We start from the raw sequence: 22,502 nt of genomic DNA, 5'->3' as shown, positions 1-22,502 counted from the left end.
GCGGGCGGCCGGGTCAGGCCGCCGTCTCACGTGCCTCCCGCAGCGCCGTGCGGACCGACCAGACCACCGACACCAGCGGCACGGCCACCACGGCCCCCACGATGCCCGCCGCGATCGCCCCGCCGATCACCGAGATCGCCACCACCAGGGGGTGCAGCCGAACGGCCCAGCTCATGACGAGCGGGTGCAACAGATGTCCCTCGATCTGCCCGATGACCACGATCAGGGCGATCACAATGGCCGCCACCAGCGGACCCTTCGACGCGAGCGCGACGACGGCCGCCACCGCGAGCGCGATCGGCGATCCGATCAGCGGGACGAAGGCGGCCAGGAATTCCAGCAGCGCCAGCGGGACCGCCAGAGGGACCCCGAGGAGCCAGAGCGCGAGGCCGACGAGAACCGCGTTCGTCGCCGCAACCACCACGATGCCGTGCGTGTAGCCGGTGAAGGTCCGCCAGGCCGCACGGCCGCCGATCCGCACGCGCCCGCGCACGGACCGCGGCAACTGCTCCTGGAACCAGGCCCACTGCCGGTCGCCCGAGTGGATGAAGAACACCGAACTGAACAGTGCCAGGGCCAGGGTGGTGAGCACCGCCACCAGCCGGTGCGCACCGCTCAGCGCCGTGCTGATGAGCGTGGAGCGGTGGCTCGACAGGAACTGCTCGATCTTGCCCTGGACGTCGGAGAGTGCCTGGGGGTTCAGCCGGAACGGAGGCCGTTCCAGCCAGTGCTCGATGCGGTCCACGCCGTCCCGGAACTCGTTCACCAGCGTCGTCCGCTCATCGGCCACCGCCTCACCGACGAGCGCGAGAATGCCGAGGACGAGTGCGATGCCGACGAGGAGGGTGAGGGCCACCGCCACCGCGCGGGGCAGCCCCCGCGCGACGAGGTCGGCGACCGGACGCAGCAGCGCGGTGATCACCAGACCGAGGAACACGGCGACGCCGATCTCGTGGAAGCGCCCGAGCACGGCGAAGACGGCGTACACGACCGCACCGACGGCCAGCAGGCGCCATGCGTAGGCGGCGGCCGTGCGAAGGAAGGGAGACACCGGCGGCGGTGTGCCTGGCTTCATGGCCATCGACATACCACCGTGGGCCGGAGGCCACGCCCGAGGCATGGCATTCGCCCGACCGGGGTCCGGACGGGCGAACGCCGGGCGAAGCCCCGGCGCGGGCCGTGTCGTCGCGCGGACGTCCGTCCGGGCGGTCGAGTATCGGGGAATGAGCGTTGTCCTGCCGGTCCTGTTCTCGTTGTTCGCCGCCTTCAGCAACGCGCTCGCCACGGTGCTGCAGCGCCGCGCTGCCCTCACCGTCCGCCAGTCCGACTCGTTCCGGCCGGGCCTGATCCTCGATCTGCTGAAGCGCCCACTGTGGCTGGGGGGCATCCTCGCGGTGATCGCCGCCGGTGTCGGACAGGCGGCGGCCCTGGCGACCGGCCCCCTGGCGCTCGTTCAGCCGCTGTTCGTCCTGGAGCTGCCGCTCGCCCTGCTGATCGCTTCCCTGCTCGCGCGCGAGCGGCTGCCCGGGGCGCTGTGGCTCGCCGTGGCGGGGGTGGTGGCGGGTCTCGGGGTGGCTCTCGCGGCCGCCTCGCCCGTCGGGAACCGTACGCACGTGCCTCTGGACCGCTGGCTTCCGACACTCGCGGTGGGCGGCGCCGCGGTGGTGGCACTGGCGGTGGCCGGACTGCGCCGGCCCGCGGGTCGCGGCCGCGCCGGGTGTCTCGGGGCCGGCACCGCGATCTGTTACGCGCTGACGGCTGCCCTGATGAAGACCTCCATGCACATCCTGGACGAGGGGGGCCTGAGCGCCTTCCTGACGAGCTGGCAGACGTACGCCTTCTGCGCGACCGGCATCGGCGCCCTCCTGCTGCTCGAGCACGCCATGCAGGGCGGACCGCTGGTCGCCTCGCAGCCGGCGCTGACCCTCGGTGACGCGACGGTCAGCCTGACCCTGGGCGTCCTGCTGTACGAGGAACACGTACGGGCGGGGTGGTGGCTGCTGCCCCAGTTGGCGGGGGTCGGCCTGATCGTCTTCGGGGTGTTCGCGCTGGCGCGCAGCGGGGTCAGCGCGTCGTAGCGGTCGGGGAGTACGGCGAGGCCGGCGCTGTCGCCCCGTCGAGGACGAGACTGGTGACATGGTCGGCGATCATGTCGAGGATGTGCGCCGTGGCCGTGTCGTCCCCGATGACGAGGAGGTTCAGCGTCACCCCGTCCGTCATCGCCGCCAGATAGCGGGCCAGTACGGCGACGGGCACGCTGAAGTCGAGCTTCATGCTGTGCCGGAGCTGCTCGATGAGTTCGCCGAAAGTGGTGGAGTACAACTCATACTGCCGGCGCGCGAGGTGCTCCGACCCCGGCCGGCGCAGCGCGTACTGCGTCAGCTCGTAGGTCAGCATGTGCTCACCGGGATGCGCGGCCACATGGTCCAAGTAGGCCTGGAACGCCGCCCGGACGGTCTCCCGCAGGGTGGCTTTCGGCCGGATCGCCGCTCTCGCCACCGCCAGGCCGTGATCGGTGATCGTCGCCATGACCGACTCGAGCAGCGCCTGCTTGGAGTCGAAGCAGTAGTGGAAGACGCTCAGCGAGACGCCCGCCTCGGCGGCGATGGACCGGGTCGTCGTCCTGGCGACACCGTCGCGGGTCATCGCGCGGATGGCGGCCTCGGTCAGCTGCCGGCGCCGTTCGGCCGACGGCATGCGTGCCATGTGGTTCCTTTCCGTCCTTCGGTCCTGTGCCTGCCGCGCCCGGGAAGCTGTCCGGGGTGGCTGTTCCGGGAAGGTGCCCGGGAGGGATTGTCCGGGGAACGCGGCCGGGGCCGGGGCGGATCAGGAGAACTGACCCGCCCCGGCCCCGCAGACGCCTTCGGTGCCGTCCGTCAGCTGCTGTAGACGCCCACCTCGCGGAGGGAGTACCCCCATGTGGTGCCGCGTTCCAGCCCGTGGACGCGTACGTAGCGGGCTGACGTCCCGGCGAACTGCGCCGTGTCCAGTCCGCCGTCGCCGGAGGTCGTGGACCATACGGTCTGCCAGTTCGTGCCGTCGCTCGAGAGCTCGATGCGGTAGGCCTTGCCGTAGGCGCGCTCCCAGTCGAGGGTGACCCGCTTGACCAGGCCTGGGGCCCCGAGGTCGAGCCGGAGCCACTGGTCGTCGCTCCAGTCGCTCGCCCAGCGGGTGTTCGGGTTGCCGTCGACGGCCCGGTCGGGCGCGTAGCTCGTGAACAGGCTCCACTCCGACGATGCCGCCGACGCGGACGAGCCCGCGGCGAGGTTCACCCCGGCCTTGTGGGTCTCGGAGGCCTTCCAGGTGTCGAGGTAGGACTCGGCGCCCCGGAAGAGGTCGTCCACGACCTCCTTGCCGCCGACGAGCCGGATGTCCTCCAGCCAGTCCGGGACCATGCCGTAGTGCGCGGCGCCGTCGGTGTTGAAGTCCCAGGTGCGCTCACCCGTGGTCTGCTTGTCGATGACGGCACTGCCGTCGGCGCTGCGGAAGGGGTACCGCACCGGGTTGGGGGTGTCCGCGCCGCGCGGGCCGGGCCAGCCGCCGACGCCGTTCATGTCGGTGCCGTAGCCGTAGCCGACGTCGTACTTCTCGCGCAGCTCCTTCGTACGCCTCGCCTCCGCGGTGAACCCCTCGGCGCCGTGCATGTACTGGGCGATGAAGCCGCCGAGGCGGTAGACCCGCTCGGTCCAGTTCAGGTCCATCCAGCTGTGCGAGGAGATCACGCCGGGGTACGACTCGGACTCGAGGATGTCGAGGGCCCGGCCGGCGGCCTTCACGCCCATGTGGTCGATCTCCAGCATCATCTTGCGCTTCATCATGCCCCGCACGGCGTACTCGCCGAGCTCGGTGAGACCGCGGGTGTTGCACTGCGCGTCCGCGGCGTACGACGGGACCCCCACGCCCGGCGGGAGCTTCTTCTCCGCCTCGGCCGCCGGCGCGAGGCCGATGGGGTTGTCGTGCTGCGGGCCGGCGCACTTCTCCGTCTTCCAGAAGGTGCCGGTCGACAGGAACTGGCCGACGTTGATCGCCGTGCCGAGGGTGCCCTCGTCGAATCGGACCCCGCACAGGGCGTTGTCGAACTTGTGGCACAGGAACATGCTCCGCACGCCCAGCTTGTGCAGCTCGTCCAGGCCGCGGTCGATGTCGTCCTTGCCGCACTGCGCGATGTCGAGGATCTGCTTGCATCCGAACGGCTCGGAGGTCTCGACCCCCAGGATCACGGCCAGCTTGCCCTGCTGGATGACATCGCGGGCCTGCGAGGAGTCGGTGACGATCCTGAACCAGCCCTTGCCCGGGCCGCCGTACATCGTGTCGATGAAGGCCTGCATCTCGTACGTCTTGCGCGCCTGCAGCCGGATGGAGGTCATCTCGTCGCAGCTGCGGTCCTTGAAGAAGTAGACCGAGCAGATCACCCCGTTGGTGACCAGGTCGTTGACGAGCACCCGCTGGCCGCCGCGCCAGGCCCGTTCGACCCAGGCGTAGTAGTTCTGCTGGTGGGTCAGCGAGTCATGGGCGGGCCAGTCCTTGAACGTCGGCCAGCCGTTGGGGTCGTGCTTGCCGTCACCGCCCTTGGTGATGAAATCGAAGATCGCGAGCGAGCCGTCGGGGTAGTGCTCGGGGCAGTCCTTGAGGGCGTCGGCGATTCCCTGTTCGGAGAACGTCTTGCCGCAGATGAGCCTGCCGCCGAAGGCCTCGTTGGACATCAGATGGTCGTGCGCGTCGACGAAGCCCCGTACCTGTCCCTGGGAGTCGGTCCCCTTGAAGGGCTCGCCCGTGACATTGATCCCGGAGTCGGGCGCGGGCCGCGCGGTCGGATTCCACCAGCCGGGATCGGCCGAGGAACTGGGCACGGGACCGAGCACCGTGGCCAGCACGGCGAGGAGCAACGACAGCAGCGCGACGGGGCTGCGCCCGGGCCTGCGGTGGGGGTGTCGAGTCATGGTCATCACTCACGTCTTCGGTCAGCGGATGGCGCGGTCGAGGAACGGGACCGTCCGGAGACATGACTCCTGAGTTTGTCATGTCCCCCTCGAACGATGGTGATGAGAATCGTGACTGTTGCAATCGGAGTCAATAGTCCGGGACAGATGACCTGATGAATCGTCCGTCCCGTCCAAACCTCTGGGTGGCGTCAGGGGGTTGGGCACCGCCCCTCGTGTCTCCGGGCACCGCCCGGCCGGTGGTGGAGACCTTCGCGGCGGCCGCCGGTGGCGTGACGTGCCGTGGCCGGACGCCCGCCCGGGGCAGGCGTCCGGAGAGGTGCCGCAGAAGGGACAGGCTTCTAGTAATTCCCTCTAATTCCGGTCCACTAGTGTGTCCCGCATGACGTCAACGGGACCGAGTCGTGTCTCCTAAGCAACAGCGTGGTGAGGCCACCGTCGAACGCCTCCTGACGGCCGCCCTCGAGGTGTACGCCTCCTCCGGCCGGCAGGGGTTCACGGTGAACGCGGTCACCGAGGCCAGTGGCGTCAGCCTCGGCAGTCTCTACCACCATTTCGGCAGCTTCGACGGTCTCGCCGCCGCCCTCTACATCAGGTGCATGGGGGAGCTGTTCGACGAACTGACCGCCGCCGTGACCCGTACCCGCACCGCCCGCACCGGCGTCGCCGCGCTCGTCAGGGCCTACCTGCGCTTCACCGAGGAGCGCCCCGACGCCGCGCTCTTCATCCACGCGTCCGCCTACTCCGGCTTTCTCGCGGCTCACGCCGACCGGATCCGCGCCGCCAAGGCCGACATGCTGGGAGACATCGTGGCGCGGATGGAGTCCGGCGAGATCCTGCCCACCCCCGTGCCACTGATCGAGGCCCTGGTGATCGGACCGGTGGCCGAGACGGCCCGCCGCTGGCTGTCCAGTACGTACGACGTCGACCTGGCCCAGGCCGCGCGGATCCTGCCCGACCGGATCTGGCGGTCCCTGCGGCCCGAGTAGGCCCGCCGGTCGCGGCCCGGCGCTGCTCGATCCGGCCCGCTCCGGGGCCCTCACGCGCGCGCGGGCTCCGGGAGGGACTGCCGCAGCTCGTGGAGCAGCCGGGCCGCATCGGTGAGCAGCGTGCCGCGCAGGGTGTGCACCGGAGCCGGTACGGCAGGGGTCCGCTCGATGGAGTCCTCGACAGCACGGTGCAGGGCCCGCCCCTCCTCCAGGACCGCGTCCACAGCGGTCCCATCGGTCCCGGAGGTCCGCCCGATCGTCTCCAGGGCGGCTGCGAGGGTACGCAGAAGCGCCGCATAGTCGGCGAGGAAGTCATCGGGAAGACGGTCGAAGTCACCGCCGTCCACGGCGTGGGAGAGGCTGCGCGTCGTCGAACAGAGGTGGACGAGACCGCGCCCGGCCGCCCTGCCCGCGCGACGGGCGCGACCGAGAGCCTCCCTGGCGGCGAGGCGGTCGCTGCGCGGATGGAGGAGGTTGTTCTCCCACTCCTCCCCGATCGCCGCCTGCACCCCCTGCGCCTCGGCGACCAGGTCCTCGCAGTCGCGGCGCCACCGGCCGGCGCGCTCGCTGCTCGGCGTGGCGCCGTCCCCGACGGCGTGGGCGAGGTCGGTGAGGACGTCCCGCATGCGCAGGTGGAGCCCGTCGACCGCCTGCTGCCGGTGATGTACGTGCCGGGCTGGGGCGAGGATCGTGTGCGCCGCCAGACCGCAGAGAGCACCCAGGGTCACCGAGCCGGTCAGGTGGCCGATGTAGGCGAGCCGGCCGTGACCGGCGGAGAAGGCCGAAAAGGCGAAGAACGCCACGACCGCGACCTGAAGCCCCTCGGAACCGCGGTGCCTGACGCGCCCGGCGCCCACGGCGGCGAGCGTGAGCAGCCCGAAGGACCAGGCATGGATCCCGGCGGCCGCCGCCAGGACGGCCGCGAGCGTCGCACCCAGCAGCATGGCGCCCAGGTACCGGACGCATTCGCGAACCGACCGGTACAGCGTCGCCTGCAGCGCGACGATGGTGGTGAAGGGGGCGAAGGTCGTCACCGTCGGCGCCAGGAGGCGGTGCGCAAGCACCCAGGCGACCATCGCCGCCACCACGGTCTTCGCCTGAAGGAGCAGGTCGTCCCGCTCCGCGCCGGAGGACGCGACGCCCCTCCCGATGTACGCGCCGATCCCACGGATCCCGGCCCTCGCCCGCCGCAGCCGAGCGGGCCTGCTCATCGGCATGTACGCATGACCTCCGGAACGCTCACCTCGGACGCATCGTCGCTGCGACGCGCCTGCCCCACTTCCCGCCGACCACGCGTGCGGCGGCCACACGAGCCGCGGCCACGGCCGACGCGCGGTGCGCGAGGCCGGCGCCGGCCAGTCCGATGACGGCGCCGGCGGCGACATCGCTGGGATAGTGCGCTCCGCTGTGGACGCGCTGGAGCGACACCGCCACGGCCGGCACCGCGCAGGCCGCACCCGCGAGCGGCCACACCACCGCGACCGAGGCGGTGAAGGCCACGGCGGCGACCGTGTGCCCGGAGGGGAAGGAGGAGCTGTCCGGCCGGTCGTTCACCTCGGCATGGGGAATGAGTTCCTTCGGCGGCCGCGGCCGGTCCCACAGGTGCTTCGCGGCGCCGCCGACGGCCTGCCCGAGCCACATGCCCGCGATCCCCACCGCCGCGGCCCGGCGCCCCCGCCGACCGCCGCCGGCCGCCAGGAGCGCGGCGGCGCCCCACCACAGTTTCGTGTGCTCGGCCGACTCCTCGACCGCGGGCAGCACCCGGCGGGCAAGGGTCCCGCTCCATGAGGCCGCCGCGCAGGTCAGCGCGGTGTCGATGCCGTACAGGCGCTCCAGCGGACCCGCCTTCCTCGTCGCGGCATCCCCGTGGCCGGGCCCGGTACCGCCCGGGAGCCCGGAGCGATCACTCCGCACGTCGCTTCTCCTCCTCGCTCCACTCGCGGGTGTCCCGGGGCTCGACATAGGGCTCCTCGTCGGGCGGCAGGCCGCCCACGATGGCGCGTTCCCGGCTCATCTCGGCATCGAACTCCAGCCCGAGCAGGATGGCGAGGTTGGTGATCCAGAGCCAGACGAGGAAGACGATGACGCCGGCGAGGGTGCCGTAGGTCTTGTTGTACGAGCCGAAGTTCGCGACGTAGAGCGCGAAGCCCGCGGAGGCGATCATCCAGATCACCAGTGCGAGGAAGCTACCCGGCGTGACCCAGCGGAAGCCGCGGCCCTTCGTGTTCGGCGAGGCCCAGTACAGCAGCGCGATCATGATCGTGACGAGGAGGACCAGGACCGGCCATTTCGCGATCGACCACACCGTCACCGCGGTGTCCCCGAGGCCCAGGGCGTCGCCCGTCCGCCGGGCGAAGGAGCCGGTGAAGACGACGATCAGGGCGCTGGCGCACGCCATGATCATCAGTCCGACGGTCAGGGCGAGCCGCAGCGGCAGGACCTTCCACACGGGCCGGCCCTCGGGGATGTCGTAGACGGCGTTGGAGGCGCGGATGAACGCGGCGATGTAGCCCGACGCGGACCACACCGCGGCGATCAGACCTACGACGGCGAGGACGGACCCGACCCCGGCACCGCCCTGCAGCTGGCGGACGGCGTCGGACACGATGTCCCGCGCCGAGCCGGGAGTGAGTTTCTGCAGGTTGTCCAGGACCGACTCGGTGGCGGACTGCCCCGCGATCCCGAGGATCGAGACCAGGACCAGGAGGGCGGGAAAGAGGGAAAGGATGCTGTAGTAGGTCAGAGCGGCCGCCTTGTCGGCCAGCTCGTCATCCTTGAACTCCTGCACGGTCCGCTTCAGAACCGCCCACCAGGACTTCTTCGGCATGTCGCTGGGCTGGTCCGGTGCGTTTCGCTCCACCTCCGGGAGAGACCCCGGCTCCGGCGTGCGCCGCCCGTCGTCCTTGTTGTCGCCCCGGGCGGGAGGACGTGGTGTCTGGTTCATGACCGGCGGGTGTCCTCTCACGCCCGTACGAAACCGGTCCCGGGCCGCTCGGTGGACAGCGCCGGGCGACCGGCCGAACCCGGAGGTGGCGGGGCGCGTGGAGAGGCCCTCGCGGGGGCGCGATCCGGAAAGCCGGACTTCTCCTCGCATGAGGGGGTAGGCGCGAAAGGAGAAGCCGTTCTGCCGAAGGGCCCAGAAGGACATTCCCGAAGGACATCCGGCCTAAGGAACCCTCCCGTGGTATTCACAGCGCTGCTCATACCGCCGCTTCTGCTGGGCGCCGTCCTCGCGCTCGCCCGCTTCGAGGAACGCGTCCTGCAACCGGCGGAAAGCGACCCCGCCCCCGCTCCCCGCCGCAGGCACCTGCACGCCGTGCCGGGCCCTCCGCCTCCCAAGGAGCTCCGCACCGATGCTCCGGAGGCGTCGTCCCACGGCAGGCACCGGCGCCGCGCCGCCTGAGACGCTCCGGCGGTCCGGGCGCTCCGCCTCCCCGCCGGCCTGCCCTTCCCGGGCCGCCCCGCCGCCCCTTCCTCCACCGACTGGAGACAGACATGGACTCGCAAGCTCCCACTTCGTCCGTCCTTCTCGAGGAAGCACGCGCGTCCCTGCAGGACGTCGGCGATCCCTCCGCGCGGGCCATCGCGCTCGCCGTCCTGGCCGCGACGAAGGAACTGCAGGACCTGGCGCGGAGCGCCCAGAGCCTCGACGCCCGGCTGGAATCCCTCAACCAGTACCTCGGTGCCATCGCCAACAAGCCGTGAACGGTCCGCCCCGCGGCCCGGCGCGGTGAACGCGGCGTCCCGGGGTAGGCCTCGCCCCGTACGACCGATCACGGTGAAGGGGCGGAAGGGGCGGACATGACGGGTGCGTTGACGGCGGGAGCGTGGGGACTGTTCGCGGGAGCGGCGCTCCTCCTGGGGGCCGCGACCGGATCCTTCCTCCGGGTGCCCCCGCGATGGATCGCACTCGTCATGGCGTTCGGCAGCGGAGTACTGATCTCGGCCGTGTCCTTCGACCTGATGGCCGAGGCGTACGAGCAGGGCGGAGCCGTACCGGCGGTCGCGGGCGCGGTGGCCGGGGCGGGCGCGTACTCGCTCGCCAACGCCTGGCTCGCGCGGCGCGGTGCCCGGCACCGCAAGCGGTCCGGGGCGCATCAGCCCTCCGAGGAGGAGCAGCCCGGCTCGGGCAACGCCATCGCCCTCGGCGCGCTCCTGGACGGCGTCCCCGAGTCGGTCGTCATCGGGACGAGCCTGCTCGGCGGTGGCCATGTGGGCGTCGCCACCGTCGCGGCGGTCTTCATCAGCAATGTCCCCGAGGGGCTCGCGAGCGCCGCCGGGATGCAGCGGGCGGGCCGCGGCCGCCTGTACGTCTTCGGCCTGTGGGCCGCGATCGCGGTGGTGAGCGGTCTGGCGGCGCTGGCCGGCTACACCCTGCTCGGGGACGCGTCCGGGACGGTGATGGCCGCGATCACGGCGGTGGCCGCCGGTGCGATCCTGGCGATGATCGCCGACACGATGATTCCCGAAGCCTTCGAGAAGGCACATCTGTTGACCGGTCTCACCACCGTGCTGGGCTTCCTGACCGCGTTCGTCCTCTCCCACTGAACCCCAGGACACGGAATCCCAGGACACGGAATCCCAGGACACGGAATCCCAGGACACGGAGTCCCGGGACATTGAGTCCACGGGCGCCCGAGTCCACCGGGCCCGAGCGCACGGTCCGGGGGTCCACGGCCCGCGTCGACTGGCGGGAAGGGCCGCCGCGGCCGCCGCGTGGGTCAGCGCCGCGTCGCTTCCCTCTCGACCGCGCTGTCGCTGCCCCTGTTCGTCCTCGCGCGTCGCCGGGGGAACTGCGTCCATTCCGCGAACCACCACGCGCCGGCGACCACACAGGCCCATATCAGCCCGCTCCTGACGGCGGTTGTCCATGCCGCTCCGTTTCCGCCCCAGCGCTCCACGCCCGTCAGGACGGCCCAGGAGATGACGAGGACGAGGAGAACGCGGACCCGGCGATGCTTGATCATGGAGCGCCTCTACCCGGAGCGACGCCTGCCAAGCGAGCCTGCCGAGCAGGGACGGGCCGGCGCCGCCGAACGCGGCGCCGGCCCGTCCGCCGGAATGCCTCAGTGGCCGAGTGCCTTGGCGAGCTCGTCCTTGTTCATCGTCGACCGGCCCTCGACGCCCTTCTTCTTCGCCTCCTCGTACAGCTGGTCCCGCGTCGGTCCGGAACCCGAGGACTTTCCGCCGCCGGAGCTCCGGGACTTCTCGCCGCCGCCCTGCGAGGAGGACCTTCCCTTGCTGGAACCGCTGTTGGAGGACTTGGCCTCGCCCGATTGCGCGCGCTGCTTGTTGACCGTCCGGGCCGCCATCTCCTTGGCGCGGCCGGTCGACGCGCCGCGTTCCTCAGCGCTCTCCTTGATGTGCTCGTACTGCCGCTCCCGCTTGGAGCTGGACCCTGCAGGCATGATCGATCTCCTTCGATTCGCTGTCTTTTCGGCAGATCGTCACCATTCGGGTTACCTCGGAGCGGGTGGCAAAACGTCCGGCCACCCGGTCGTGCGCGTCATGACGATCACATTGGTCGGGACGGGCGCGTTCCGTTTAGGCTGAGCCGGTCTCGTGCCGTCTTCGTCGGCCCGGGGCGCGACGGAGGTGGCGACTGGTGACCCAGCAGGCTTCGGTACCGGACCAGAAGTCCAGGCCCCGTCCGCAGTTGGTGGGGGACGCGGCTGCGGAGGCCGACCGCATCGCGGCCGTGCGCCGCTATGACGTACTCGACACCCCGCCCGACGGCGCCTTCGACCGGGTCGCCTCGCTGGCCGCTCGTCTCTTCGACGTCCCCGTGGCGACGGTCACGATCGTGGACAGCGACCGGATCTGGTTCAAGGCCGCTCACGGTCTGGAGGGTGTGGCCGAGATCGGCCGGGATCCGGGCCTGTGCGGCTCGGCCGTCCTCAGGGACGACGCGCTGGTGATCCCCGACACTCTCCTCGACGAGGTCGCGTGCGGGAACCCTCTGGTCACCGGTCCGATGGGGGTGCGCTTCTACGCGGCCGCGCCGATCACCACCCGGGACGGCCACCGCCTGGGCACGGTCAACATCCTCGACACCAGGCCGCGATCCATCACCGCGGAGGACACGGCCACGCTGTCCGACCTCGCGGCGATCGTGATGGACGAGCTGGAGCTGCGACTGTCCGCGCTGCGCGCGCTGCGCCACGAGCAGGAGCGGCGGCACGCGGAGCGCCGCCACGCCCTCATCGAACACGAGCGGGCCGAGCTCGAGCGCGCGGCGCGGGAGCAGGCCGAGAAGGACAAGGCCGCCATCGCGTCCTTCGCCTCGACCCTCCAGCGCACCCTGCTGCCGCCCGCGCTGCCGGTGGTGCCGGGCCTGGAGCTGGCCTGCCACTACCGCACCGCGTCCGTGCACGACGTGGGCGGTGACTTCTACGACGTCTTCCCCGTCGAACAGGGCCGGTGGGCGTTCTTCCTGGGCGACGTGTGCGGCAAGGGCGCCGAGGCCGCGACCGTCACCGCGCTGACCCGTCACACCCTGCGCGCCGCCGCCCAGATCGACCCCGAACCGGTCACGGTACTGAGCGCGCTCAACACCGTCCTGCTCAACGACGTCATGGCCGGAAGCCGGTTCTGCACCGCCGTCTTCGGCCTGCTCACCCCGAGCGAGGCGGGCGGCTTCACCGTGACGCTGGCCACCGGCGGCCACCCACCGGCCTACCACCTGCACCCCGAGCAGGACACCGACGAGCTGTGGGTGAAGTCGGTACGGCCCAAGGGCGGCATGCTCGTCGGCGCCTTCCCCGACGCGCACTTCACGAGTACGACCTTCCGCCTGGCGCCAGGCGACGGACTCCTGCTCTACACCGACGGCCTGACGGAGGCCCGTACCGCCCAAGGGGCCATGCTCGGAGACGAAGGCCTGGTCGGCTTCCTCCACGAGCGAACCGCGCCCCTGAGCGCCACCTCCCTGGTGGACGAGACGGCCGAACTGCTGTCCTCCATGCCCGACGGCGCGAGCGACGACGTGGCCCTGCTGGCCCTGTCCGTACCGACCTCCGACTCCGCGGCCGACCCCGTCGTCGCCGCCACGACCCACACCACCGCCGCATCCGAGTGCCCCGTCCAGGAACGATGAGCGACGTGACCGAGCAACTCCATCTCACCGCCCAGCCCACCGACGAACCGTTCACCCTTGCCACCGTCAGGGGGCAGCTGGATCTGCACACCGCGCCGACCCTGCGCGACAAGAGCCTGGAGCTCATCGAGCAACGACGCCCGCACACCCACCTGATCCTCGACATGGCGGGCGTCACCTTCTGCGACTCCGCCGGCCTCAGCGCCCTCATCGGCATCTGGCACGCGGCCAGGGAGGCGGGTGGATCGCTGACCCTGGCCGCCATCCCCGAACGGCTCGCCCGGGTCCTCACCATGACCGGCGTCGACACCTTCCTGCCCGTCCACCCCACGGCGGCCGCCGCGCTGGCAGCGCATCAGGATGCACCGACGGGCGAGGACCCGCTGCGGCGGAGCTGAGCGCGGGGGGAGACGCCGGGCCGCCCGACCGCCCTCACTCAGCGCCGCCTCAGGCAGGAGATGAGGGCTGAGGACTTCCGTGAGCCCGATGCGGTGAGGGCGGGGGGTTCACCCTCGGTCGCCGGAGGAGTCCAGGCCGGACCAGAAGGCGCACTGGTGGTCGGCCGCGAACGAGGTCGAGGTCCGGGTTCCGTGGGGCTTCAGAGTGAGGATGGTGTGCTGCCGGGGAGTGGTGCCCGGCCAGCGGGTCTCGCCGGGGATGTTCGGGTCTCCGGTACGGGCGAACACTCCCCAGCGCCGCTTCATCTCCGTGGCGAGCGCGACCTGGTCGGCGGAGAGGGGTCGGTCGGCCATGGTGAAGTCGTGGACATAGGAGAGTTCGGCGCTGTGGGCGTTGGTCATGTCCACTCCCGGGACCTGCGCCCCGTACAGCGTCGGAGAGTCCGGGTCGTCGAACTCGTAGGCATAGGTCGGCACTTGCGAGGCGAAGGACTTCGCGGAGCGGAGGGTGTGGCAGGCGAAGGTGGAGTCCGTGAGGACGGCGGACAGCGCGTGGAAGGGAGAGGGGTGGCCCGAGACGGGGTAGCGGTCCAGCACCTGTGAGGCCGCCTGCCCGTACGTCGCGGTGACCTGGTCGGCGTACTGCTCCGCCGTGAGGTACGGCTGGGTGAACGCGACGAAGAGCCTGCTCTCCGCGCGTGTGCTGCCGATCAGGATCGGCACCTTGTTCCACGCCCCGGAGGCGATGGCCTCGGACGGTTGCACGGGCAGGAGGCGGTCGCCGAAGGCGGGTCCCAACGTCGGATGCGTACGGGCGGCGGTGATCAGGTCGGCGGCCGGCGCCTTGCGAAGGCAGTCGGCGCTCGTGACGGGATCCGGGCAGCCGGCCGCGGCCGCGAAGGCGCGGCCCTCTGCGGCGGCCCGGTCGGGGGCGGGGGCGCCGAGCAGAGGGGTGCAGGGCCCGCTCTGCACGATGGCGCGCGAGAAGAGGTGGGCCGCCCGCGGCGACGCGAGCATCGCGCAGACCGAGCCGCCGCCGGCGGACTGGCCCCAGATGGTGAGCGCGGCCGGGTCACCGCCGAAGGACGCGATGTTGTCGTGCGTCCAGCGCAGCGCGGCGATCTGGTCCATCAGGCCGTACGAACCTGAGACGAGCGCGTTCTCCCTGGTCAGCTCCGGTATCGCGAGGTAACCCAGCTGTCCGAGCCGGTAGTTGACGGACACGACCACGCTGTCGGTCAGATCGGCCATCGTACGGCCGCCGAACTGGGTTCCCGTGCCCTGGCTGTAGGCGCCGCCGTGCATCCAGAAGAGTACGGGCAGGCGGGCACCCGGCCGGACACCGCGCGGGCGGTGGACATCGAGGTAGAGGCAGTCCTCGCTCGCGTTCCCCGGGTCCCGGAGGCCGAACGGGGAGAACTGCGTGCAGGCGGGCGCCAGTCGGGTCGCGTCCCGCGTTCCGCTCCACCGTGCGGGCTGCCTCGGCGGGCGGAAGCGGAGGTCGCCCACCGGCGGCTGCGCGTAGGGGATGCCCAGGAACTCCTCGGCGTCGTCGTGGATCTGCCCGGCGAGCAGGCCCTGGTCCGTGGCGGCCACCGGACGTGGAGACCGGGGAGCCGCCGGGGCCGGCGGGGCCGCCGACAACTGAGCGACCAGTGCGGCGAGCACCAGCATCAGGAGCGGAGCCCCCAGGAGCCGGGCCGTGCGCGATCTCTTCACGTGTCCTCCAGCATGGTCATAGTCATGACAGGCGTTGATGAGGGTGAGCGAGCCGGGGGAGGGCCGCGCCGCCCGCCCGGGCCTCCGAGCCCCTGAGGAGAGGCGAGGAAGACCGGCCCGAACGAGCAGGCGCGGCAAGGGACATGACTCAGGGTCGGAGTCCGGCGAGGAGCGTCGCCGTCCTGGCGAAATCGGCGGGGCCGGTGTTCCAGTTCGGGGTGATGGGCGTGACCGACACCTTGTCGGCGCTGACCGCCTCCACGTCTCCGCCCTTCACGGCGGGTTCGGAGACCACGGTGACGTTCACCTTCCAGGTGCCGTCGCCCGCGTCCGTGTAGTCCGCCGCGAGCACCGGCTGCGGGTCCTGCGTCGTGACGGCGGCGCCGCGGGCGAGCCCCGTACCGTCCGCACCGACCACGGGATGGTTGAGGTTCAGTCCCACGCCCGGCGGCAACAGCCGCCCGTTCATCGCCCGCGACCGGAGACGGTCGATGAGCTTGACGGTGAAGTCATTGGTCGGCCGCATGGCGTTGAGTACGGGTTCGAGCACAGGGGCCGTGAGTCCGCCGGTGCTCACGGCGATCGCGGGAACGCCGTGCTCCAGGGCTGCCACGGCGCCGCCGACCGTGCCCGAGTGGGTGGCCAGCGCGGCCACGTTGGGGCCGAAGTTGGTACCCGAGACGACGAGGTCGGGCGCCTTGTCGGCGAAGACCTCGGAGAGGCCGAAGGAGACCGAGTCGCCGGGGGTGCCGTCGACCGCCCAGACGCGCGGCTCGGGGTGGCTGACCTTGACGCTGGTCGCGCTCATCATCTTCGTCCCGCTACCGCTCTGATTGGTGAGCGGGGCGACGATGGTGACGTCATGACCCGCGGCGGTGAGCCGCTGGTACATCAGCCGGATGCCCGGGGCGTTGTAGCCGTCGTCATTGGTCAGCAGGATCCGCAGCGGACCCGCCGGCGCGTCCTGCGGATCCGCCGCCGCGGTGCTCGTACCGGCAAGGGCGGGCGTGCACAGCAGCAGTGCGGCCACGGGCGTGCCGACCAGCGGCAGGACGTACTTGCGTCTCACGGAGTGCTCCTTCGAAGGGGGAGGCGGGATGATCCGGTCGGCCGGACGGCCGGGGAGGGGTGGTCAGCGGACGCCGCGGATCGGGAGGATCGCGAGCGCCCCCAGGAGCGACAGGGCGCCGCCCAGGAGGAACAGCGGGGTGTATCCACCCAGCGCGGTCACGATGGCGGAGGCGACGAACGGCGCGACGATCTGCGGTCCGGCGTTGGCGATGTTCAGTACGCCCATGTCGCGTGCGGCGTCCTCCGCCCGGGGCAGGACGAGAGTGACCACCGCGGTGTCGACGGCCATGAAGCAGCCGAACGCGAGACCGTTGAGGGCGCTGAAGACGAGCATGCCGGTCCAGGTGGGGCTGATCACGGGGACCGCCATCACGAGGCCGGCGAGTGCGGCCGACATGGCGACGAAGATCTTGCGCCGGTTCCAGCGATCGGACAGCACGCCACCGGCGACGGTGGACAGGGCCATGGCGGCCATCGACACCGGCGTGAGGATCGCCATGGCCTCGGTCGGGGCGAGACCCGCGGGCAGCGCGATGTGATCGTCGAGGATGTACAGCTGGTAGCCGACGACGGAGAAGTAGCCGAGCACCATGAGGGCCCGTCCGATGAACGCCCACCGGAAGTCGTGGTCCGCGAGGGCGGACACGAAGGCGGCGAGCCGCGCGCGCCGGGCAGGCGGGGAAGCGGCCGCGGGCGTCGTCGGGGACCCGGCCTCGGACGAAGGGTCCGCCTTACGACCGGACGCGTCACCATCGGTCAGGTCGTCGGGCAGCGAACTACCGGGTGTGTCGCGGCAGAAGACACTGAGCAGAACGGCCGCTCCCGCCACCACGGCTCCGAACACGAGATAGCCGGTCGTCAAGTGGGCCGCCGTCTTCGACGCGATCATCACGCCGGCCGTGCCGCCGATCGGCAGCCCCAGACCGACCACGGCGGACGCGCGGCCGCGGTGGGCCATCGGTATCCGGTCGGGCACGACGGCGGTGACCGCGGCCTGGTACACGTTCATGGTCGCCTGCACGAGGCACCAGCCGATGCCCACGAGCAGCGCGGTCCGCACGCTCCCCAGGAACGCCAGTCCGGCGAGCGAAGCGAACGCGCCGCCGAGGATCCACGGGTTGCGGCGGCCGGTACGGTCCGACAGGGCGCCGGCGATCGGGTTGAACGCGGTGGCGAAGACCGAGCTCACACCGCCCACGATGCCGAGGATGGCGACCTTGTTGGCGGGGTCGATCGCGGCGATCTGGGTGGGCAGCAGAACAGCGCCCACGCCCATGTACACGGCGAGCATCGCCGAGTTGGCGATCAGGAGCAGAAGCATCAGGCCGTGGCGGCGCGGGGGATCCGTCGCGTCGTCGGGTGCGCTGGGCTGGATCAGTTCATCGGTGGTCATGGCGACTCCTCGGGGACGGGCGGGAGGCGGGGCGAGGCCGGAAAGGGGCGAAGGGGAAGGGGAGCAGGGGGAACGTCGGGTGAGCCGCGTGGGGGAGGGGTGGCCGCGGACGTTCCGTACCTGACCGTGGAGCCACACGTGAGAGTTACACGTGTCATGCGGCGGCAACAGGCACTGTGTAGCACTCGCGGTCCAGCCTTGGGTAGGGGTAGCCCCTAATTTCGCGGCAATCGTGACACCGGGAGACGATCCGTTTGTTACACGTGTTGCTACCAGCCGGTCACCACTTGTGCCGGGGGTGGTGCATGCGCCACGCTCGCCGCCTCACGGCTCGCGCCACGACGCGCCGCCGTCGTTCGCTCGCCGACGTACTCCCCGCCCCGTCCCGCACGGCCGCGCGGCGGACGTTTGCGTGGTGAGCCCCGGAGTAAGGCGCGTCGGACTCCCTGACGTCACTGGAAAGGGCTCCATGCCCAGATCGTCTTCCGTCACCGACCGGCCATCACCGACCGGTCGCCCTCCCCGTCACCCCGTCCCGGCCGCCCCGCCGCGCGGAGCGCTGATCGCCGGATCGGCGCTGCTGACCGCCTTCCTGGCCATCGGCCTGGCCGCCACCGGCGGCGGGCGGCCGTTCTTCCAGAGTGTCGACGATCGCTGGATGATCTTGATGAGCGGATCGCCCTCGGGTGCGGCGACCGGGTTCGCTCGCGTTCTCGACACTCTCGGCGGACCGCTGGGGCTGATCCTTCCCCTCGCCCTGACCGGGTGCCTCGGCATCTACGGGCGATGGAGATCGGCGCTGTTCGTGTTCACCGCGACGGTCGTCACGAACATCGTCGTCGTCCTCCCCGTGAAGCAGTTCGTCGACCGCCCGCGCCCCCCTCGGCCGTGGGTGCTGGTGAACGACGGATCCTTCCCGTCGGGCCAGGTCTTCATGGTGACGACCCTGGTCCTCGCGGCCGGCGTGGTGCTCTTTCCCCCCGTCGCGCGCCGTTGGTGGTGGTTGTTCGCCCTCGCGCTGCAGGTCGCGATGGCGTGGAGCCGCACCTGGCTCCACGCGCAGTGGCTGAGCGACACCGTGGCCGGCGCCGCCGCCGGTGCGGGTGTCGTGCTGGTGCTCTGGTGGGCGTTCTCCCGCTTGCTGGAGGACGAGGCGGTGCGTGCGGCGGCCGACCGCCTGTGGGAATGAGCCGACAGCCGCCCCGCCGGGCCAGGTCTCGCTTTTTATTGACGGTCAAAAAAACAACGCAATATTCTTACTCGTCATGCGCCGGTGCGCCCAAGCGCCGACCGTTGACCCAGGAGGGCATTCATGGCTGACGCGGAAGTTCGGACGCCACCCGTCGTAGAGCTGCGGGCCGGCAGGCTGAGCGGTGCCGTCGAAGGCGGAGTCGCCGTGTTCAAGGGCGTGCCCTACGCCGCGCCGCCGGTGGGCGAGCTGCGATGGCGGCCCGCACAGCCCCCCGTCGACTGGAGCGGCACCCGGGACGCGACCGCGTACGGCCCCAGCTCCCCCCAGATGTTCCTGGAGGGCGGCGACCCCGTCCTGGGCGGCCATGGATCCCCACCCTTCGACGACGACTGCCTGACGCTCAACGTGTGGACGCCGGCTGCCGACGGGGCGGGGCGGCCCGTGCTGGTCTGGATCCACGGCGGCGGCTTCGTCTCGGGCTCCGGCTCACTGCCGATCTACTCGGGCGAAACGTTCGCCCGGGACGGCGACATGGTGGTCGTCACCCTCAACTACCGCACGGGGCCGCTCGGTTACCTGTCCTTCGATGAGAAGTCCGACGCTGCGGGAAGTGCCGGGGAAGAGACCGCCAACCTCTGGCTGACCGACCAACTGGCCGCGCTGCGCTGGGTACGGGACAACATCGCGCACTTCGGGGGCGACCCGGACGCCATCACGGTCGCCGGTCAGTCGGGAGGCGCCATGTCTACGGCTGCTCTGGCAGGTCATCCCGACGCCCAGGGCCTGTTCCGGCGTGCCATCCTCCAGAGTCCACCGCTCGGCCTGCACATCCCGACCCGTGACGAGTACCGGCAAAGGGTGGACGCGTACCTGGAGATCGCGGGTGTGCGGAGCGTCGACGAGCTGCGCGCGCTGCCCTGGTCCCGGCTGATCGAGGCAGCGGGAGGGCTGTTCGCCCGGATCATGCGATGGGGGTACTGGCCCACCCCCTTCCTGCCCGTGCGGGACGATGTCACCCTGTTCCGTCACCCCGCGGAGGCGCTCCTCCAGGGCGCCGGGGCCGAGATCGACGTCCTGATCGGCTGGACGCGCGAGGAGGCCACCTTCGGCTTCGCGCTGGACGAGGGGTCCATGGCTGCGACGAAGCAGCAGGTGACCGACAGGATCGCCGACACCTTCGGAGGCGACGCCGGAGACGTGTACGCGGCGTACGAACGCGCCCGCCCCGGAGCCCGGCCCGCGGACGTCCTCATGGATCTGATCACGGACGAGCTGTTCCGGGTGCCCGCCGTGGAACTGGCCGAGGCCAGGGCCGCGCTGGGCCGGCCCGTCTGGGCGTACCAGTTCGACTTCCCGGCCGCCGCGTACGAGGGCAGGCTGGGCGCGGCCCACTGCCTGGAGCTCCCCTTTGTCTTCGACAACTTCGACCAGTGGACGCACGCCCCTCTCGTCCAGGGGCTCGGCCCGGCCGCGCGGGACGGGCTGGCGAGGGCGATGCACCAGGCGTGGATCTCCTTCGTCCGGACCGGGGACCCCAACCACTCCGGCATGCCCAGGTGGGAGCGGTACGGCGCGGACACCCGGACCACCATGCGCTTCGACTCGGTCACCGGGCCCGTGGACGATCTCGCCGGGTGCGCGCGACGGCTGCATGCCGGGGCCGCGGCTGGGAAGTAGGCCGGCGTCGTGTCGGGACCTGTGCCGGCGCCGGGCGGGCCCGACCCCGTCCCGCCGGCGCCGCCCACCCGCCAGCGCCGCCCACCCGCCGGTGGCGTCCGGGACGGGCGGAATGCACGCGCCGGAGGCCGCCCCGTTGTCCGGCCTCGACGCAGGCGGTGGGAGGGCTGCGTTACACGTGTAGTTCACGGGATGGGCTGTCGCGCGGCAGCGGACGTCCATCGGCCCCGGGCAGCCTGGTGCCCGGGGCCGCGCCTTCTGACGCGTGTAACCTGGGAAGGGCCGGTCGGACGACCGGTACCGACCCGGGAAGGACGCCATGGCCAAGGAGCCGACCACGCCCGCAGCCGTCACCAGCGCGGATGTGGCGCGCCTGGCGGGCGTGTCACGAGCCACCGTCTCCTTCGTCCTGAACAACACCCAGGCGCACCGGGTCAGCGACACCACACGCGCGCGCGTCCTCGCCGCGGCGGACCAGTTGGGTTACGTCCCGCACGCCGCCGCCCGTTCCCTGCGCGCCGGCCGGAGCAACCTCGTGCTGATGCCGGCGTCCGTCTCGGCGGTCGGCAGTCTGGTCAGTGCCTGGGTCGACGGACTGCACGGCGAGCTCGAACAGCGCGGCTACACCACGGTCTTGCACGCCGGACGCTTCCCCGACGCGGTCAGCGCGGCCCGCGCCTGGGCGGAACTGCGCCCCGCCGCGGTCGTCGCCCTGGACGGTGACAGCCTGACGCCCCAGGCCGCCGAGGTCCTGCGCCGGGCAGGTGTGCGGGGCGTGCTCGCCTTCGGCTCCAAGCCGGTGGAGGGCGTCCACACCATGCCCTTCGACCAGACGCTCATCGGCGCCCTGGCCGCCGAACACCTCGTCTCGCGCGGGCGGCACACCCTCGGCGTGATCATGCCGAGGGAGCGTGGTCTGGACACCTTCGCGCGTCCCCGTCTCGCGGGGGCCCAGGGCGTCGCGGCGCGGAGCACCGCGACCGTCGCCCCGCTGGACATGGCGTACACCCAGGAATCGGCCGACGAGGTCGCCCGGCGGACCCGGGAGCTGGGCCTTGACGCGGTGTTCGCGTACAACGACGAGTACGCGGCGCTGCTGCTGCACGCCCTTCAGAACGGGGGCATGTCCGTACCGGAGGACGTGGCGGTCGTCGGATCCGACGACCTCGTGCTCTCGGCCCTGCAGCGGCCGCCGCTCACGACCGTACGACTGGATCTGCCCACCCCCGCGTTCATCGCGGACGCCCTGCACGAGCTGGTCGAGCACGGCACACCCCCCGATGTGCCGCGCATGGGGGCGGTTCTGGTCCAGCGTCAGTCCTCGTGAGGTCCGGGCTCCCGGGCCAGTAGGGGGGCGAAGGCCCACCACAGGACGAGCGCGGCACCGGCGCCGACGGTCGCGCCGGCGAGCGTGTCGCTGAGCCAGTGCGCGTGGAGCCATGTGCGGCTCCACATCATCGCCGCGGTGAACACCGCACCGGCCCACCACCACGTCCGTCTGCGGGCCGCCGGGACCAGCAGCGCGCCGACGACCACGACGAGGAGGGCGGTCCCGGCCGCGTGGCCGGAGGGGAACGAGCCGTGGTCCACCCTGACCAGAGGGTTGTCGGGGCGCGGCCGGTCCACCAGGTACTTGAGGCCCTGGACGACGAGCATGTTGCCCACGAGGTACGCGGTGAGCAGGTAGAGCAGCGACGGCCAGCGCTTCCGTACGGCGAGGTGGACCAGCAGTCCCACGGGGACGATCACACCGAGGGGTCCGCCGAACCAGTCGAGCACGGCGGCCAAGGCGCCGTAGAGGCCGTCGTGCGGTCCCCCCATCCACCGGAGCCACGCGTCGTCAGGACCCTGGACGACGGGTCGCTCGGGCCGGGCGAGCACGACGGCGGCCGCCGATGCGGTGACCAGGAGGAAGACCGTACCGAGCGCGAGGACGCCGGACGGCGGGGGAACGGGGGAGAAGCGGCGGCGCGGGGCCGCCGCCGGGAGGTCGAGATCAGCGGCGGGAATGCCGGTCATGGGGCAAC

The 22,502-nt window shown here is 71.6% G+C and carries 22 protein-coding genes; 10 read left to right on the top strand and 12 right to left on the bottom strand.

Annotation, left to right across the window (positions count from 1 at the left end; genetic code table 11):
• Positions 1-13 precede the first annotated feature (13 nt).
• Complete coding sequence (locus tag ACZ7J0_RS00390; RefSeq protein WP_470884059.1) at positions 14-1,075, bottom strand: AI-2E family transporter; 1,062 nt, start codon at positions 1,073-1,075, stop codon at positions 14-16.
• Positions 1,076-1,223: 148 nt separating this feature from the next.
• Here ACZ7J0_RS00390 and ACZ7J0_RS00385 point away from each other — a divergent pair, with 148 nt between their 5' ends.
• Complete coding sequence (locus ACZ7J0_RS00385; protein ID WP_470882748.1) at positions 1,224-2,078, top strand: DMT family transporter; 855 nt, start codon at positions 1,224-1,226, stop codon at positions 2,076-2,078.
• On the opposite strand, the gene ACZ7J0_RS00380 is transcribed toward ACZ7J0_RS00385, so the two are convergent.
• Both ACZ7J0_RS00380 and ACZ7J0_RS00375 read right to left on the bottom strand, forming a co-directional pair.
• On the bottom strand, positions 2,065-2,706 hold the full coding sequence (locus ACZ7J0_RS00380; protein WP_470882747.1) for a TetR/AcrR family transcriptional regulator: 642 nt from the start codon (positions 2,704-2,706) through the stop codon (positions 2,065-2,067). The two genes, ACZ7J0_RS00385 and ACZ7J0_RS00380, sit on opposite strands and share 14 nt — an antisense overlap.
• 170 nt (positions 2,707-2,876) lie before the next feature.
• On the bottom strand, positions 2,877-4,940 hold the full coding sequence (locus tag ACZ7J0_RS00375; protein ID WP_470882746.1) for a galactose-binding domain-containing protein: 2,064 nt from the start codon (positions 4,938-4,940) through the stop codon (positions 2,877-2,879).
• 404 nt (positions 4,941-5,344) lie between these two features.
• Here ACZ7J0_RS00375 and ACZ7J0_RS00370 point away from each other — a divergent pair, with 404 nt between their 5' ends.
• Complete coding sequence (locus tag ACZ7J0_RS00370) at positions 5,345-5,929, top strand: TetR/AcrR family transcriptional regulator (protein ID WP_470882745.1); 585 nt, start codon at positions 5,345-5,347, stop codon at positions 5,927-5,929.
• Between the two features lie 50 nt (positions 5,930-5,979).
• On the opposite strand, the gene ACZ7J0_RS00365 is transcribed toward ACZ7J0_RS00370, so the two are convergent.
• The 3 genes from ACZ7J0_RS00365 to ACZ7J0_RS00355 are packed head-to-tail and all read right to left on the bottom strand — an operon-like array spanning position 5,980 to position 8,873.
• On the bottom strand, positions 5,980-7,140 hold the full coding sequence (locus ACZ7J0_RS00365) for an aromatic acid exporter family protein (protein ID WP_470882744.1): 1,161 nt from the start codon (positions 7,138-7,140) through the stop codon (positions 5,980-5,982).
• Between the two features lie 28 nt (positions 7,141-7,168).
• Positions 7,169-7,843, bottom strand: coding sequence for a phosphatase PAP2 family protein (locus tag ACZ7J0_RS00360; protein WP_470882743.1), 675 nt, complete (start codon positions 7,841-7,843; stop codon positions 7,169-7,171).
• Complete coding sequence (locus tag ACZ7J0_RS00355; protein WP_470882742.1) at positions 7,833-8,873, bottom strand: YihY/virulence factor BrkB family protein; 1,041 nt, start codon at positions 8,871-8,873, stop codon at positions 7,833-7,835. Before ACZ7J0_RS00355 ends, ACZ7J0_RS00360 begins: the two co-directional genes overlap by 11 nt.
• A 237-nt stretch (positions 8,874-9,110) precedes the next feature.
• Here ACZ7J0_RS00355 and ACZ7J0_RS00350 point away from each other — a divergent pair, with 237 nt between their 5' ends.
• From ACZ7J0_RS00350 to ACZ7J0_RS00340, 3 genes are all read left to right on the top strand, one after another.
• Complete coding sequence (locus ACZ7J0_RS00350) at positions 9,111-9,332, top strand: hypothetical protein (RefSeq protein ID WP_470882741.1); 222 nt, start codon at positions 9,111-9,113, stop codon at positions 9,330-9,332.
• 92 nt (positions 9,333-9,424) lie between these two features.
• Entirely contained in the window at positions 9,425-9,634 is a 210-nt protein-coding gene (locus tag ACZ7J0_RS00345; RefSeq protein WP_470882740.1) for a hypothetical protein, read from the top strand.
• Positions 9,635-9,730: 96 nt separating this feature from the next.
• Complete coding sequence (locus tag ACZ7J0_RS00340) at positions 9,731-10,477, top strand: ZIP family metal transporter (protein ID WP_470882739.1); 747 nt, start codon at positions 9,731-9,733, stop codon at positions 10,475-10,477.
• Positions 10,478-10,650: 173 nt separating this feature from the next.
• Here ACZ7J0_RS00340 and ACZ7J0_RS00335 read toward each other — a convergent pair whose 3' ends face one another.
• Both ACZ7J0_RS00335 and ACZ7J0_RS00330 read right to left on the bottom strand, forming a co-directional pair.
• Complete coding sequence (locus ACZ7J0_RS00335) at positions 10,651-10,896, bottom strand: hypothetical protein (protein ID WP_470882738.1); 246 nt, start codon at positions 10,894-10,896, stop codon at positions 10,651-10,653.
• 99 nt (positions 10,897-10,995) lie between these two features.
• On the bottom strand, positions 10,996-11,337 hold the full coding sequence (locus ACZ7J0_RS00330) for a plasmid stabilization protein (protein WP_470882737.1): 342 nt from the start codon (positions 11,335-11,337) through the stop codon (positions 10,996-10,998).
• 197 nt (positions 11,338-11,534) lie between these two features.
• On the opposite strand from ACZ7J0_RS00330, the gene ACZ7J0_RS00325 reads away from it, so the two are divergent.
• Positions 11,535-13,025, top strand: a complete 1,491-nt coding sequence (locus ACZ7J0_RS00325; RefSeq protein WP_470882736.1) for a PP2C family protein-serine/threonine phosphatase — start codon at positions 11,535-11,537, stop codon at positions 13,023-13,025.
• 5 nt (positions 13,026-13,030) lie between these two features.
• Positions 13,031-13,423, top strand: a complete 393-nt coding sequence (locus ACZ7J0_RS00320; protein WP_470882735.1) for an STAS domain-containing protein — start codon at positions 13,031-13,033, stop codon at positions 13,421-13,423.
• Between the two features lie 108 nt (positions 13,424-13,531).
• Here the strand turns inward: ACZ7J0_RS00320 and ACZ7J0_RS00315 are convergent, their stop codons facing one another.
• From ACZ7J0_RS00315 to ACZ7J0_RS00305, 3 genes are all read right to left on the bottom strand, one after another.
• Positions 13,532-15,142: a carboxylesterase/lipase family protein gene (locus ACZ7J0_RS00315; RefSeq protein ID WP_470882734.1), complete on the bottom strand. Its 1,611-nt coding sequence runs from the start codon at positions 15,140-15,142 to the stop codon at positions 13,532-13,534.
• Positions 15,143-15,290: 148 nt separating this feature from the next.
• Positions 15,291-16,211 carry a 5'/3'-nucleotidase SurE gene (gene surE, locus ACZ7J0_RS00310; protein WP_470882733.1) on the bottom strand — a complete coding sequence of 307 codons (921 nt, stop codon included), beginning with the start codon at positions 16,209-16,211 and terminating at the stop codon, positions 15,291-15,293.
• Positions 16,212-16,274: 63 nt separating this feature from the next.
• Positions 16,275-17,606 carry an MFS transporter gene (locus ACZ7J0_RS00305; protein ID WP_470882732.1) on the bottom strand — a complete coding sequence of 444 codons (1,332 nt, stop codon included), beginning with the start codon at positions 17,604-17,606 and terminating at the stop codon, positions 16,275-16,277.
• 469 nt (positions 17,607-18,075) lie between these two features.
• Here ACZ7J0_RS00305 and ACZ7J0_RS00300 point away from each other — a divergent pair, with 469 nt between their 5' ends.
• The 3 genes from ACZ7J0_RS00300 to ACZ7J0_RS00290 all read left to right on the top strand — a co-directional run bounded on the left by ACZ7J0_RS00300 (position 18,076) and on the right by ACZ7J0_RS00290 (position 21,802).
• A complete protein-coding gene (locus tag ACZ7J0_RS00300) occupies positions 18,076-18,795 on the top strand; it encodes a phosphatase PAP2 family protein (protein ID WP_470882731.1) in 720 nt (239 codons plus the stop codon).
• A gap of 123 nt (positions 18,796-18,918) precedes the next feature.
• Positions 18,919-20,475 carry a carboxylesterase/lipase family protein gene (locus ACZ7J0_RS00295; RefSeq protein ID WP_470882730.1) on the top strand — a complete coding sequence of 519 codons (1,557 nt, stop codon included), beginning with the start codon at positions 18,919-18,921 and terminating at the stop codon, positions 20,473-20,475.
• Positions 20,476-20,794: 319 nt separating this feature from the next.
• Positions 20,795-21,802, top strand: coding sequence for a LacI family DNA-binding transcriptional regulator (locus ACZ7J0_RS00290; RefSeq protein WP_470882729.1), 1,008 nt, complete (start codon positions 20,795-20,797; stop codon positions 21,800-21,802).
• Here the strand turns inward: ACZ7J0_RS00290 and ACZ7J0_RS00285 are convergent.
• Positions 21,790-22,494: a phosphatase PAP2 family protein gene (locus tag ACZ7J0_RS00285; RefSeq protein WP_470882728.1), complete on the bottom strand. Its 705-nt coding sequence runs from the start codon at positions 22,492-22,494 to the stop codon at positions 21,790-21,792. The two genes, ACZ7J0_RS00290 and ACZ7J0_RS00285, sit on opposite strands and share 13 nt — an antisense overlap.
• Positions 22,495-22,502: the final 8 nt, after the last annotated feature.

This window comes from Streptomyces sp. NPDC038280 (assembly GCF_055600045.1).
This window is presented reverse-complemented; position numbering and strand designations above follow the sequence as displayed.

What these genes read in the sequence shown, in the direction of transcription:
- ACZ7J0_RS00390 (WP_470884059.1), bottom strand. Translation starts at nt 1,075, where the DNA reads ATGAAGCCAGGCACACCGCCGCCGGTGTCTCCCTTCCTTCGCACGGCC.
- ACZ7J0_RS00375 (WP_470882746.1), bottom strand. Translation starts at nt 4,940, where the DNA reads ATGACTCGACACCCCCACCGCAGGCCCGGGCGCAGCCCCGTCGCGCTG.
- ACZ7J0_RS00365 (WP_470882744.1), bottom strand. Translation starts at nt 7,140, where the DNA reads ATGAGCAGGCCCGCTCGGCTGCGGCGGGCGAGGGCCGGGATCCGTGGG.
- ACZ7J0_RS00305 (WP_470882732.1), bottom strand. Translation starts at nt 17,606, where the DNA reads ATGACCACCGATGAACTGATCCAGCCCAGCGCACCCGACGACGCGACG.
- ACZ7J0_RS00295 (WP_470882730.1), top strand. Translation starts at nt 18,919, where the DNA reads ATGGCTGACGCGGAAGTTCGGACGCCACCCGTCGTAGAGCTGCGGGCC.
- ACZ7J0_RS00345 (WP_470882740.1), top strand. Translation starts at nt 9,425, where the DNA reads ATGGACTCGCAAGCTCCCACTTCGTCCGTCCTTCTCGAGGAAGCACGC.
- ACZ7J0_RS00300 (WP_470882731.1), top strand. Translation starts at nt 18,076, where the DNA reads ATGCCCAGATCGTCTTCCGTCACCGACCGGCCATCACCGACCGGTCGC.
- ACZ7J0_RS00355 (WP_470882742.1), bottom strand. Translation starts at nt 8,873, where the DNA reads ATGAACCAGACACCACGTCCTCCCGCCCGGGGCGACAACAAGGACGAC.
- ACZ7J0_RS00380 (WP_470882747.1), bottom strand. Translation starts at nt 2,706, where the DNA reads ATGGCACGCATGCCGTCGGCCGAACGGCGCCGGCAGCTGACCGAGGCC.
- ACZ7J0_RS00285 (WP_470882728.1), bottom strand. Translation starts at nt 22,494, where the DNA reads ATGACCGGCATTCCCGCCGCTGATCTCGACCTCCCGGCGGCGGCCCCG.
- ACZ7J0_RS00335 (WP_470882738.1), bottom strand. Translation starts at nt 10,896, where the DNA reads ATGATCAAGCATCGCCGGGTCCGCGTTCTCCTCGTCCTCGTCATCTCC.
- ACZ7J0_RS00330 (WP_470882737.1), bottom strand. Translation starts at nt 11,337, where the DNA reads ATGCCTGCAGGGTCCAGCTCCAAGCGGGAGCGGCAGTACGAGCACATC.
- ACZ7J0_RS00340 (WP_470882739.1), top strand. Translation starts at nt 9,731, where the DNA reads ATGACGGGTGCGTTGACGGCGGGAGCGTGGGGACTGTTCGCGGGAGCG.
- ACZ7J0_RS00385 (WP_470882748.1), top strand. Translation starts at nt 1,224, where the DNA reads ATGAGCGTTGTCCTGCCGGTCCTGTTCTCGTTGTTCGCCGCCTTCAGC.
- ACZ7J0_RS00290 (WP_470882729.1), top strand. Translation starts at nt 20,795, where the DNA reads ATGGCCAAGGAGCCGACCACGCCCGCAGCCGTCACCAGCGCGGATGTG.